Below are 11456 nucleotides of genomic sequence, written 5' to 3'. Positions count from 1 at the left end.
ATTTAACCCACCATATTATTGAGCTGAAGAAGCGGTTGTAATATTGACAGCACGATAAATAAAACCACTGTCGCCATTGTCACCACCAGTGCCGGTTCAAAGACCGACAGTGTTAACGTAATGCGATGCTGTAATGCCGATTCCTGGTTTTCCGCGGCGCGATCCATTAATGAACCTAATTCCCCGCTCTCTTCGCCGGAGGCAATCATGTACAGCATGGTTGGCGGAAAGAGCTTCGCCTGGTCCAGCGCGTTGTACAGGGACGCCCCCTGACGCACGGTATCTGCCGCCTGCTCCAGCACCTGCCGGGCATAGAGGTTTTCGATCCCGTCCATCGCGATATACATCCCCTCCAGCAGCGGAACGCTGCTGGCCTGCAGAATGCTGAGCGTGCGGATATAGCGCGCGCTGTTGATGGCGCAGACTAGCTTTTTGATCGGCGAGCCATTCACCAGCCAGCTGTTCCAGAGAAAACGGTTCGCCTTTTTCTTCACCCACGCCTTAAAGCCGACAGCCGCGCCGAACAGGCCTCCGGCAATATAGATCCCGTACGCCTGCAGGAAATCGCTCACCGCGATCAGCGTGCGGGTGGTGATCGGCAGCTGCTGCTTCATATGCACAAACTGCTCGATCACCTGTGGCACCACCGCCACCAGCAGGATGCTGATGACCGCCACAGCGACCACCGTCAGGGTAATCGGGTAGACCATCGCCTGCGTCAGCTTGCTTTTCATCTTCTGACGCTGCTCGTTGTACTCCGCCAGCTTCTCCAGCACGTCGCCGAGGTGGCCGGTTTTTTCCCCGGCCATCACCAGCGTGCAGTAGAGCTTGTCGAATGTGCGCGGGAACTGGCTGAAGGCGTCAAAGAGGGTATGGCCTTCCACCACTTTTTCGCGGATTTCGACCACCATCGCCGCCAGCTTTTTGTCTTCCGTCTGCTTTGAAATGGCCTTCAGGGCGCTTTCCAGCGGCAGCGACGCGTTAACCAGCGTCGACAGCTGACGGGTAAACATCGACAGCACCGGCACAGAGAGTTTGGCCCCGGTTTTGGCTTTTGCGCTGGCCGCGTTTTCATGAGTTTCGGTGATGGTGAGCGGCATCAGCTTCTGCTCGCGCAGCGACTGACGTACCTGCTTTGGCCCTTCCGCCTGCAACGTGCCACGCTGGGTTTTCCCGGCGGCATCGGTGGCGGTCCACGCGTAGAGCGCCATTATTCATCGCCTCCACGCTCGGCGGTCACACGCATCACCTCTTCCAGCGAGGTGACGCCGCTGATGACCTTCATCAGGCCGTTCTCGCGCAGGCTGTAGGCCTGTTTGAAAAGCTCGGTCTCAATGGACATTTCATCTTTGTCTTCATGAATGGCGCGGCGCATGGCGCTGTCGACCACCAGAAACTCATGAATGCCCGCGCGTCCCTGATACCCGCTCTGGCGGCAGTGCTCGCAGCCGACGGCGCGATAGATGGCCTTCGGCGGCTTATCCATAAAGCTAAACAGCGCTTTTTCATTGTCATCCAGCGGACTGGTGGTACGGCAGTGCGGACACAGCCGACGCACCAGACGCTGGGCAATGACGCCGAGTAGCGACGAACCGATCAAAAAGGACTCGAGGCCCATATCCCGCAGGCGGGTGATGGCCCCCGCCGCACTGTTGGTGTGCAGCGTAGACATGACCAGGTGACCGGTGAGCGACGCCTGCACCGCAATTTGCGCGGTTTCGCCGTCACGAATTTCCCCGATCATCACCACGTCCGGATCCTGACGCAAAATGGCGCGCAGGCCGCGGGCAAAGGTCATGTCCACGCGCGGGTTGACCTGCGTCTGCCCCACCCCTTCCAGCTCGTACTCAATCGGATCTTCGACGGTGAGAATGTTGCGTTCATGCCCGTTCAGCGCCGACAGAATGGCGTACAGGGTGGTACTTTTGCCGGAGCCTGTCGGCCCGGTGACCAGGATAATGCCGTGGGGGCGACCAATCAGCCCTTTCAGTTTTTCCAGCTCTTCATCGATGAGTCCGAGCTTGTTGATGTCCGGCTTCAGGTTGCTCTTATCGAGCAGACGCATGACCACGCGCTCGCCGTACTGTGACGGAATGGTCGACACGCGCACGTCGATCGCCTTGCGGCCGATGCGCAGGGAGATACGACCATCCTGCGGCAGACGCTTTTCGGCGATGTCGAGCTTCGACATGACTTTAATACGCGACACCAGCAGCGGCGCGAGCTTGCGCGCAGGCTGCAGCACCGGGCGCAGCACGCCGTCAACGCGAAAACGGATGCTCAGCGTGCGCTCAAAGGTTTCGATATGGATATCCGATGCGCCGTCCTTCACCGCCTCGCCGAGAATGGCGTTGATCAGGCGGATCACCGGCGAGTTTTCATCGTTATCCAGCAGATCTTCGTTGTCCGGGATCTCCTCGGTTAACGCCATCAGATCGATATCTGCATCCATGTCGTCCACCAGCTGCTGCGAAACGCCGCTGTTCTGCTGCCAGATTTTGGCCAGCATTTCATCGAACGCGTCGGCGCTCAGCGTCTCGGGCACAAAGGCGCGCCCCAGCACCCGGCGCATCTCCAGCAGCGCGAACGCGGGCACGTCTTCACGAATGTAGACCGCGTCGTTCCAGTACAGGATGCCGTTGTCTTTCGCGAAGCTGCTGGTGCAAAGCTGTTTCGTCAGTTCATCCACGCGTCACCTCCGCTTATTCTTTGAACGGGTTGCGGGACGCTGACGTCGCGGTTACGCCTGCGGGCGTCGCGTGACTCTGCTTCGGATAGGCCGGCAGAACCGGGCTATCGCTGTTTTCGAGAATGCCGAGTTTTTGCTCTTCCATACGCTGCTGCTGACGCGCGCGGATCTGATCGTATTTCTCTTTCGTCGCCGCGCTGTAGTTGTCGTCATCGCGCAGCACGGTGGTGTGGATAAACACCATCAGGTTACGTTTTGAGGTGTCCTGCGAGGTGTAGCGGAACAGCTGGCCCACCAGCGGCAGGTCGCCCAGCAGCGGCACTTTCGAGACGTTCTGCTTATTAACGTTCTCCATCAGCCCGCCCAGCACGACCGTCTGGCCACTGTGGACCATCACTTCGTTATTGATGGTACGGGTGTTAAAGGTTGGGCCAAGGCTGGCGTCTTCGGTGGCGCTGGCGTCAACGCTGGAGACTTCCTGCTCAATCTTCAGGTGGATCATGTCCCCGTCATTGATCTGCGGAACAATCTTCAGCTTGGTACCGACGGTTTTACGCTCAACCGAGTTAAACACGTTGTCGCCGCTGGTGGTCTGTGAGCCGGACAGCACCGGCACATCCTGACCCACGTTGAACGAGGCTTCTTTGTTATCCAGCGTCACCACGCTTGGCGTGGAAAGAATGTCGTTCTTGCCGGTGGTCGACAGCGCGGTCATCAGCGCACCGAAGTCGCCGTTAAAGAAGCCGGTCGCCAGGCCCGTAAAGGAAGCGCCTTTGATCGTGCCGTTTTTGATCTGGCTGATCGGCAGGCCGGTCGAACCAAACTGCACGCCGCCGTGCTTGCCGGTCCACTGCACGCCGAGATCCATGCCGTTACCGTCCTGCACTTCAGCAATGATGGCTTCCACCAGCACCTGCGGACGGCGAATGTCCAGCTTGTCGATCACCTTTTCCAGCGAGTTCATGACGTTTGGCTGAGCGGTGATGACCAGTGAGTTGGTGGACTCATCGGCCGTGATATTCAGGTCGGTTGATGACGTTGAGGTGGTTTTGCTCTTCGCCGCACCGGCTTTGTCTTTCAGCTGCTCGCCAATGCCGGTGAGCACCGGCACCACTTTCGAGGCGTTGGCATATTTCAGGTAGAAGACCCGGGTGTTGCCCTCGTTATTCTGCTCGCGATCGAGCTGGCCAATCAGCGAGCGGGTACGTGCACGCGCATCTTCGGTGCCGCTGATCACCAGGCTGTTGGTTTCGTCATCGGCCACCACTTTGGTCGCCAGCTGCGGCGCGTTCTGCCCTTTCTGCTCTTCGTTGTTGAGGTTGTTCAACATATCGGAGAGCTCTTTGGCGGACGCATAGCGCAGCGGCACAATTTCACGACGCTGCATGCCGGAACGATCCACGCGCTCAACCAGGTCCACCAGGCGGTTCACCACCGAGGCTTTACCGGTTAACAGCAGCACGTTCGAGGGTTCAAAATGGACCACGTTCCCGATACCGGAGGCGTCATTCAGCTGACGCAGCAGCGGGGCCAGCTCGCGCACCGGCACGTTTTCCATGCGCACCACGCGGGTGATGATCTCATCCCCTTTGCCCGGGTTTTTGCTGTCGGCCACCGGAACACCGGCGGTACGCGCCACGCTTGAACGCACCACTTTGACCATGCCGTTATCCATCGGGATTACCGACAGACCATAAAGATCCAGCACGCTCAGGAAGAACTGATAATATTCATCTTCTGACAGCACGTTATAGGTTCTCACCGACACGGTGCCCTGAACGGACGGGTCGACGAGAATGGTTTTATTCAGATTGCGACTTACCGTATCGATAAATTCGCGAATATCGGTATTTTTAAAGCTGGCGCTAAAGTTGGCTGCAAGCAGCGAACTGGAATATAACGACAATGCGGTCAGCGCCACGCACGCCCACGGAAATTTCTTCATGATGTACACTTGTTAATTGTTTAAAACATTAACCCGAATATTTTCAAGGTGAGCGTGCCGCCTGACGACGACGTCCGCCTCTTTCATTTTCGACCAGTTGGCGATGATATTTTTCGCCTGCGCTTCTTTCGTCATATCGACGTCGTTGACTTTCACTACCACATCCCCTTTTACCAGCCCTGTATCGCTGTAAAAAGGAGACGCATTCCGTGGATTAATATTAAAGCCTTCCAGTTGGCCCTTATCGATTAACGGTTTTAACACCAGATAATCATCGAGATGCAGACTGTCGGCGCCTGCATCTTTTTTCGATTTGGTGACCGGGCCGCTGTCAACGCCGCCCTTAAAATACGCCGGTTTCTTGAGGGCCAGCGTCTGTTTCGCCCCCTCGTACTGCACAACGACATTATCTTTATTAATTTCATCCACATAGGCGTCATCGAAGCCGACAAGCGGCTCTCCTTCCCGGTAGCTCTGCTGCCCGGCGGGCGTCTTAATCACGGCAAACGACAGCCAGGATTCATCGCTGCGAATAATGCCTTCGATTTCTGCGGATAACGGCGCTTTTACCGCAGCGGGCGCGTCGCTTTGACGCACTGCTGCGGTGAAAAGGCCAAAGTTTTTTTCAGCGTCACGGTTTTTTAGCGCCGGCTTATCCGCATTCGCTAACTTATTCGTAACTTTCTTATAATCTTTATAAACGACGTAACCCTGCTGACTGCAAAATATCAGCATGACAAGCATAATGCAGGGTGTCATTACACGGGAAAGGAGTGCGTTCCTCATTATTTATCCGGCCTTTTAGCAAAGCAGTCATTCGCAGCGACGTGCTGCATCACTTAGTGAGTTAATAATAATCAGCACCCTGAATGCCGACCATCTGCTTTGCTATTAACTTTCATGAAGAAATTTATTGACCGGAAAAAAGGGGAATGTTAGAGACCGACGGCAGGTTATTTTTACTCTGGTGTTAAATTGACCAGGACTGGTGCATCCCGTACTTTTCGCCCATTGCTATTAAAGAGAAGAGACGGTCAGTCGCTATGTATCAGAGTCATTTTAAATTCAGTACCCCTCCGTTCAGAACAGTCACCCGTAAATCGGGCGATTTTCTGGTGCCTTATCATCAGGATGTGTTCAATCTTCTGAAAGAGAAAAGCCAGCAGGCAGGGATCACCGGGCTCTTTTACCACGACAGTGAACTGCTGGGGCAGTTCAGCGATGCGCTGAAGAGCAGCAGCGCCGTCGTCTCAATTAACGCGTTTCCAAAGCTGAGCGCCAGCAGCCTGCTGTATAAGCTCAACCCGTCGGCGAAAGAGAGCAAAAATAAACTGCAGGCCGTGGATGCCGTGCTGCGCCAGTGGCGGGATAGCCGCGCAACGCAAAAGGTGCTGGTCATCACGCACGCGGAGGCGATGAAGAATAACAGCTACGATGTGCTGGCCATGCTGCTGACGCGTGCCAAGGAGCTGGACGTGCGTTTGTCGGTCATCCTGATGGGCAGTGAAGATCGGGAGACGATGCTGACAGACTCCGCGCTGCAGGAATTTGTTCTTACCAGCCACACCCTGCGCAACCTGACCTGCCGCGAATTTCTGAGCTATGTTGACGCCCAGTGCCAGGAGCACGGCGCTGACGTCTCCCCGCTGACGCCCGCTCGCGTGAAAAAGATCCACGCCCTGACCAAAGGCAACATCAGCAAGCTGAACGAGCTGGCGCACCTCTCCATGCTGGCCGCGTGGACCGAACGCGCGCCAAACGTCGGGCCGCGTCATTTGCGCCTGGCGTGTGGCGAAGTGCTTCCGGCACCGAAACGCGGTAAAGCGATGGCCTCCATCGGGCTGTTTGCCTCCGTGCTGTTCGCCGCCTGCGGCTGGATGATGACCTCTTCCATCACGGCAAAACTGCCGGTAGCACTGCCGGTACCGGCCAGCTGGAAACAGCCGGTTAAAACGCCAGGCGCGCCGGTATTGCCGGTCATCGAACATGAAGTGGTAAACCAGCCTGATGCCATGCATCAGCTTTACGCCATGTGGGGGTATGACGCGTCAGCCGACGACGCGCTGTGTCAGAATGCCGGTAAAGTGAATTTGATGTGTAAACAGGGAAATGCCACCCTGGACTCGCTGGCGAATGAAGGTTATCCGTGGGTCAGCGAAATGAAAACGGGGGATCATATTAACTACGCCGTGGTGGCGCGAGCAGGGAAAGAGTCCCTCGACCTGCTGATGAATAACCGCACCTGGCAGGTGAGCCGCACCTGGTATAACCAGCACGCGACGGGGAATTACACCGTCCTGCATCGCCTGACGCCGGAAGGCAAAGACGAAATCACCGCCGCCAGCGGTAGCAAAGATCTAGAATGGCTGGATCAGCAGCTGAGCGTGGCGCTGGGCGAAAGCGAAACGCACGATAAAAACTGGACGGCGGAACTGATGAAACGCACCCGCGAATTCCAGCAGAAAATGCACCTTCGCGTTGACGGTATTCCTGGTGAAGACACGCTGATGCAGCTGATGCGCGAAACCCATACCACGCCGAGCGTATTGATCCAGACAACCCAGGCCAACCCGGCTACGCAAGAGAAACACGCATAATGTCTACCATCTGCCTTGCTGCCCAGCGCAGCTATACCACCGGGGAGCCGGTCTGGTTCTCATGGCGTTTACCGTCGTTCAGTAAAATCCTCAGCGTGATCGCGCTGTGGTGTCTTGGGCTGTGTGCACTGATCGCGGCCGGCCTTTATGCGCACGTTTACTGGAATTTGCGCCACCCGGCACCCGTGATAAAAAAGGTGAGCGTGGCGAAACCGGAAACCTCGCTGTCTGATATGCATTACGTGTACGTGACGAAGCCGTTCCCACATCCGCATCCAAAACCCCAGCCGGTTAACATGCAGGATAATGTGCCGCCGATGGATAATATGCCCCTTAATAGTGACGACAATGACTGGCAGCAGGCCCCCGATGGCGCGTTACCGGATACGCCGATAACACATGACACCTCGCGCGATACCTTACCCGGCACCGAGGCGCACGAAAAGGCAATGAAATCGGATGACGACAGCTCGTTAAAAGAGTTGTTTATGCAGGCGTTAAAACAGCAGCAGGAAGATATGTCGAAGGGAAAAATGCCCGCGCCACCGGTTGATGAAACGCAGAAAGCGTCTCCTTCTGTCATAAAAGGAGACGCCGGAGGGGATTAATATTTTTCAGGTAAGGCAGACAGGCTGAGAAGTCGCCCTTTTTCCACCACAATATATTGACCTTTTTTCAGGTCTGAGAGGATTTTAATAATGGTACTACGCGCCAGGTTAGTGTATTCCTGAATGTAATCATAAATATTAATATCTCGCTGATGCTGTACAATCAGCTCGTTAATTTCAATCAGGAATTCACGCACTACGGAATAGGCACTGCGGGCAACTAAAACGTCATCACGTTTGCTGAGCATACAGATATACCATGCCAGCACTTTGGTTAAATCTGGCCACAGATCGTGCTGGGTCATTAAACGGTGGAATTCTTCTTTATTTATTGAACGGACAACCGCATTACTGCGAACCACACCGTGCATATGTGTAGAGTTATAAAAAATGGCGGAGAGACCAAAAATACACTGCCCCTGTAGAGTGAAAATACATAAATCATCAGAGGAACGGCGAAACTCAACTTCGCCACTGACAATGATATGAATATCATCTGATTTTTCCGTTGATATTTTTTGCCATTTTCTTAATGTTTTCTCCTCATAGCCTGAGGTTGCTTCAATAATGGCTGCCATTTCATTATGGGGACGCGTGCTTTTACCAAAAATAGTTAACATTGATATACCTAATTAAGATGTTTAAAGGAGAAAGCTTTCGGCAAATATTGATGTTGCCGTAAAGTTAATTTTGTATTCTTTTAAAATTAAAAAAACCGAACCAGCGCTGGTTTTTAAAATTGATTCATGTCTTGAATCGATGAGTCCATCTTAATTGAGGGCGATTTTAAATCAATTAACTTAAAATGAATTGAGAATGTACTTAAGATTAATCTGAAGAGCATTCAAAGCTAATCTATTTATTCATGGTATTCCTGAAGAATTACCCCTGCCCGTATTTCTCTAAAAGTGCTTCTGCGATGGCCATCGTTTCCACATCAGCGACGCCGTTCCACAGCTGCGGCCTGAAGTGCATCTGGAACACCATGATGATGCGCTTCTGTTGGGCAGGCGTGCTGTTGTCTGGCACCTCGTAACCATAACGCGCGAGTAAATCCAACAGCGCTGCGGTGTCCACCGCCTGATACGGCGGTCGCCCGTTCATATAGAACGCGACGCGTCCGGCTTCGGGCCAGGCGCCAATGCCCTGCAGTGCCAGTTGCCGCCACGGGAAGAGCGGGCCGGGATCGTCTTTGCGCTGCGGGGCAATGTCCGAATGGGCTACCACGTTCTCAGGTTTGATGTTGTAGCGGGCGATAATGTCTTTGGCGAGCGGCACCAGCGCCGCAATTTGCCCAGGGGCGAACGGCGTAAAATGCTTCACCCCGGCCGTTTTTTGCCAGCCACGGTTCTCCAGCTCAATCCCCACCGACGTATCGTTGATACGGTTGGTGCCGCGCCAGAAGCTGATCCCGGCATGCCACGCCAGTTCGCTTTCAGGCACCAGCTGCCAGATACGCGGTTTGCCATCAGGAGCAGGAGGGATTGCCGGAATGAGATAGTGGGAGCTGACATTTTTGTCCGTTAAGGTCGCCAGCGAGCTGTCAAAATCATCCGCGGTATAGTGGATAACCAGCACCTTGATACGCGGATAGGCCGCCTGCGCCTGGTGGCGGGTATCCAGCTCGTAGGCACCTTTATCAATAACGCCTTTTTCCGTGGCGCACCCTGCCAGCAGCAGCGCCAGCAGGAGTGTTGAAAGCGAACGCTTCATCGACGGGTTTTCACCGCCGTGCCGCTTACGCTCACCATCAGCATACTGGCGTCTTTACCGACCGTTTCGTAGTCAATATCAATGCCGACAACGGCATCGGCGCCCAGCGCTTTTGCCTGTTCGCCCAGCTCTTTAAAGGCAATTTCGCGGGCCTTGCGCAGCTCTTTCTCGTAAGCACCCGAGCGTCCGCCGACGATGTCGCGAATACCGGCAAAAAAGTCGCGGAAGATGTTGGCGCCCAGAATCGCTTCGCCCGTCACGACGCCGCAATACTCGGTAATCGGCTGCCCTTCCAGGGTTGGGGTGGTTGAAAACTGCATACTTTCTCTCCTTCTTTAGCGTTCAATGCCTTACCACCAGCATTATCGGTTCGTTACGCTATGATTGAAAGGATAGTTAATAAATAAGGAAATCAACATGCGCTACTCTGCTTTAACGCTTTTAGTGCCTTGCGCGCTGGTGCTCAGCGCGTGCACCACCCCGGTCACGCCAGCCTTTAAGGATATCGGTACCCGCAGCGGCCCCTGCATTGACGGTGGCCCGGATACCGTGGCGCAACAGTTCTATGATTATCGTATTCAGCATCGCGGTAACGATCTTACTGCCCTTCGTCCGTATTTGAGCGACGGTCTGGCCAAACTGCTGAACGATGCGACCCGCGATCCGCAGCATAACGCGCTGCTTCAGTCGGACCCGTTCTCCAGCCGCGCAACGCTGCCCGACAGCGCCGAGGTCGCGAGTGCTTCCACCATTCCAAACACCGATGCGCGCAATATCCCGCTGCGCGTGAAGCTGACCCAGGGCACCCAGTCCTGGCAGGATGAAGTGCTGATGATCCGCGAAGGCCAGTGCTGGGCCGTCGACGATGTACGCTACATCGGCGGCAGCGTTCATGCCCCGGCAGGCACGCTGCGACAGTCGATTGAGAACCGCTAACTCATCAGTTAAATAATTGTTAACCCCGTAAAATGTCCGGCATTTCTCGCGGAATGCCGACATTTATACTCGCCCCCCTTGCCCTTCGCTATTTTGTGCTATGTTTAAGAGGAAATACGGGTTATATTTAACTTTTAACGCAGAAATATTGCATAACTATTCTGTCAACGGTACTATCTGCGGCCTCAATTGCTATAGATTGCCTGGATGAGTAAAGACTGCCCCGATGAGTATTAAACTAAACGGCATTAACTGCTTCTACGGCGCACACCAGGCGCTGTTCGACATCACGCTGAACTGCCCGGAGGGCGAAACGCTGGTTTTGCTCGGCCCAAGCGGCGCCGGCAAAAGTTCCCTTCTGCGTGTCCTCAATCTGCTTGAAATGCCCCGCTCGGGTACGCTGGCGATTGCCGGCAACCATTTTGATTTTGCGAAAACGCCGTCTGATAAAGCGATTCGTGAACTGCGTCAAAACGTGGGCATGGTCTTTCAGCAATACAATCTCTGGCCGCACCTGACCGTTCAGCAAAACCTGATTGAAGCCCCGTGCCGCGTGCTCGGTTTAAGCAAGGACCAGGCGATGGCACGTGCCGAAAAGCTGCTGGAACGTCTGCGTCTTAAGCCGTACAGCGATCGCTATCCTCTGCACCTCTCCGGCGGTCAGCAGCAGCGTGTGGCGATTGCCCGCGCGCTGATGATGGAGCCTGCGGTTCTGCTGTTTGATGAACCTACCGCGGCGCTGGACCCTGAAATCACCGCCCAGATCGTGAGCATTATTCGCGAGCTGGCGGAAACCAATATTACCCAGGTCATCGTGACCCACGAGGTGGAAGTGGCGCGTAAAACCGCCAGCCGCGTGGTGTATATGGAAAACGGGTATATCGTTGAGCAAGGTGATGCGGGTTGCTTCGCTAACCCGCAAACCGAAGCCTTCAAAAACTATTTATCTCATTGATTGTGTCAGGGGA

11 protein-coding genes are annotated in these 11456 nt (G+C 54.8%); 4 read left to right on the top strand and 7 right to left on the bottom strand.

The features are described 5' to 3' along the window. Nucleotides 1-2: 2 nt before the first annotated feature. The 4 genes from gspF to gspC are packed head-to-tail and all read right to left on the bottom strand — an operon-like array spanning nt 3 to nt 5378. On the bottom strand, nt 3-1211 hold the full coding sequence (gspF, locus tag KW829_RS07670; RefSeq protein ID WP_218307950.1) for a type II secretion system inner membrane protein GspF: 1209 nt from the start codon (nt 1209-1211) through the stop codon (nt 3-5). Continuing rightward, nucleotides 1211-2689 carry a type II secretion system ATPase GspE gene (gspE, locus tag KW829_RS07665; protein WP_218307949.1) on the bottom strand — a complete coding sequence of 493 codons (1479 nt, stop codon included), beginning with the start codon at nt 2687-2689 and terminating at the stop codon, nt 1211-1213. Before gspE ends, gspF begins: the two co-directional genes overlap by 1 nt. Nucleotides 2690-2702: 13 nt before the next feature. Further along, nucleotides 2703-4634, bottom strand: a complete 1932-nt coding sequence (gene gspD, locus KW829_RS07660; RefSeq protein WP_218307948.1) for a type II secretion system secretin GspD — start codon at nt 4632-4634, stop codon at nt 2703-2705. A 12-nt stretch (nt 4635-4646) separates the two neighbouring features. Then, nucleotides 4647-5378, bottom strand: coding sequence for a type II secretion system protein GspC (gspC, locus tag KW829_RS07655; RefSeq protein ID WP_218308220.1), 732 nt, complete (start codon nt 5376-5378; stop codon nt 4647-4649). 299 nt (nt 5379-5677) lie between these two features. Here gspC and KW829_RS07650 point away from each other — a divergent pair, with 299 nt between their 5' ends. Further along, nucleotides 5678-7231: a peptidoglycan-binding domain-containing protein gene (locus tag KW829_RS07650; protein WP_218307947.1), complete on the top strand. Its 1554-nt coding sequence runs from the start codon at nt 5678-5680 to the stop codon at nt 7229-7231. Further along, nucleotides 7231-7839 (top strand): hypothetical protein, encoded by a 609-nt coding sequence (locus KW829_RS07645; protein ID WP_218307946.1) that lies wholly within the window; start codon nt 7231-7233, stop codon nt 7837-7839. Before KW829_RS07650 ends, KW829_RS07645 begins: the two co-directional genes overlap by 1 nt. On the opposite strand, the gene KW829_RS07640 is transcribed toward KW829_RS07645, so the two are convergent. The 3 genes from KW829_RS07640 to KW829_RS07630 all read right to left on the bottom strand — a co-directional run bounded on the left by KW829_RS07640 (nt 7836) and on the right by KW829_RS07630 (nt 9872). Next, the gene (locus KW829_RS07640) at nt 7836-8459 is read right to left on the bottom strand and encodes a helix-turn-helix domain-containing protein (protein WP_218307945.1); all 624 of its coding nucleotides are present in this window, start codon (nt 8457-8459) and stop codon (nt 7836-7838) included. The two genes, KW829_RS07645 and KW829_RS07640, sit on opposite strands and share 4 nt — an antisense overlap. 262 nt (nt 8460-8721) lie before the next feature. Further along, a complete protein-coding gene (locus KW829_RS07635) occupies nt 8722-9552 on the bottom strand; it encodes an N-acetylmuramoyl-L-alanine amidase (RefSeq protein WP_218307944.1) in 831 nt (276 codons plus the stop codon). Next, nucleotides 9549-9872, bottom strand: coding sequence for a heavy metal-binding domain-containing protein (locus tag KW829_RS07630; RefSeq protein ID WP_006174327.1), 324 nt, complete (start codon nt 9870-9872; stop codon nt 9549-9551). The genes KW829_RS07635 and KW829_RS07630 overlap by 4 nt, the downstream gene beginning before the upstream one ends. A 97-nt stretch (nt 9873-9969) precedes the next feature. Between KW829_RS07630 and KW829_RS07625 the strand changes: the two genes are divergently transcribed. Beyond that, on the top strand, nt 9970-10488 hold the full coding sequence (locus KW829_RS07625) for a lipoprotein (RefSeq protein ID WP_010429096.1): 519 nt from the start codon (nt 9970-9972) through the stop codon (nt 10486-10488). Nucleotides 10489-10714: 226 nt separating this feature from the next. Then, nucleotides 10715-11443 carry an arginine ABC transporter ATP-binding protein ArtP gene (artP, locus tag KW829_RS07620; protein WP_218307943.1) on the top strand — a complete coding sequence of 243 codons (729 nt, stop codon included), beginning with the start codon at nt 10715-10717 and terminating at the stop codon, nt 11441-11443. The last annotated feature ends 13 nt before the right edge of the window (nt 11444-11456 follow it).

Origin of the sequence: Enterobacter sp. ENT02 (assembly GCF_019219165.1) — a bacterium.
GTDB classification, from domain to species: Bacteria; Pseudomonadota; Gammaproteobacteria; order Enterobacterales; family Enterobacteriaceae; genus Enterobacter; species Enterobacter mori.
This window is presented reverse-complemented; position numbering and strand designations above follow the sequence as displayed.

What these genes read in the sequence shown, in the direction of transcription:
- gspF (WP_218307950.1), bottom strand. Translation starts at nt 1,211, where the DNA reads ATGGCGCTCTACGCGTGGACCGCCACCGATGCCGCCGGGAAAACCCAG.
- gspD (WP_218307948.1), bottom strand. Translation starts at nt 4,634, where the DNA reads ATGAAGAAATTTCCGTGGGCGTGCGTGGCGCTGACCGCATTGTCGTTA.
- gspC (WP_218308220.1), bottom strand. Translation starts at nt 5,378, where the DNA reads ATGCTTGTCATGCTGATATTTTGCAGTCAGCAGGGTTACGTCGTTTAT.
- KW829_RS07650 (WP_218307947.1), top strand. Translation starts at nt 5,678, where the DNA reads ATGTATCAGAGTCATTTTAAATTCAGTACCCCTCCGTTCAGAACAGTC.
- KW829_RS07645 (WP_218307946.1), top strand. Translation starts at nt 7,231, where the DNA reads ATGTCTACCATCTGCCTTGCTGCCCAGCGCAGCTATACCACCGGGGAG.
- KW829_RS07640 (WP_218307945.1), bottom strand. Translation starts at nt 8,459, where the DNA reads ATGTTAACTATTTTTGGTAAAAGCACGCGTCCCCATAATGAAATGGCA.
- KW829_RS07635 (WP_218307944.1), bottom strand. Translation starts at nt 9,552, where the DNA reads ATGAAGCGTTCGCTTTCAACACTCCTGCTGGCGCTGCTGCTGGCAGGG.
- KW829_RS07630 (WP_006174327.1), bottom strand. Translation starts at nt 9,872, where the DNA reads ATGCAGTTTTCAACCACCCCAACCCTGGAAGGGCAGCCGATTACCGAG.
- KW829_RS07625 (WP_010429096.1), top strand. Translation starts at nt 9,970, where the DNA reads ATGCGCTACTCTGCTTTAACGCTTTTAGTGCCTTGCGCGCTGGTGCTC.
- artP (WP_218307943.1), top strand. Translation starts at nt 10,715, where the DNA reads ATGAGTATTAAACTAAACGGCATTAACTGCTTCTACGGCGCACACCAG.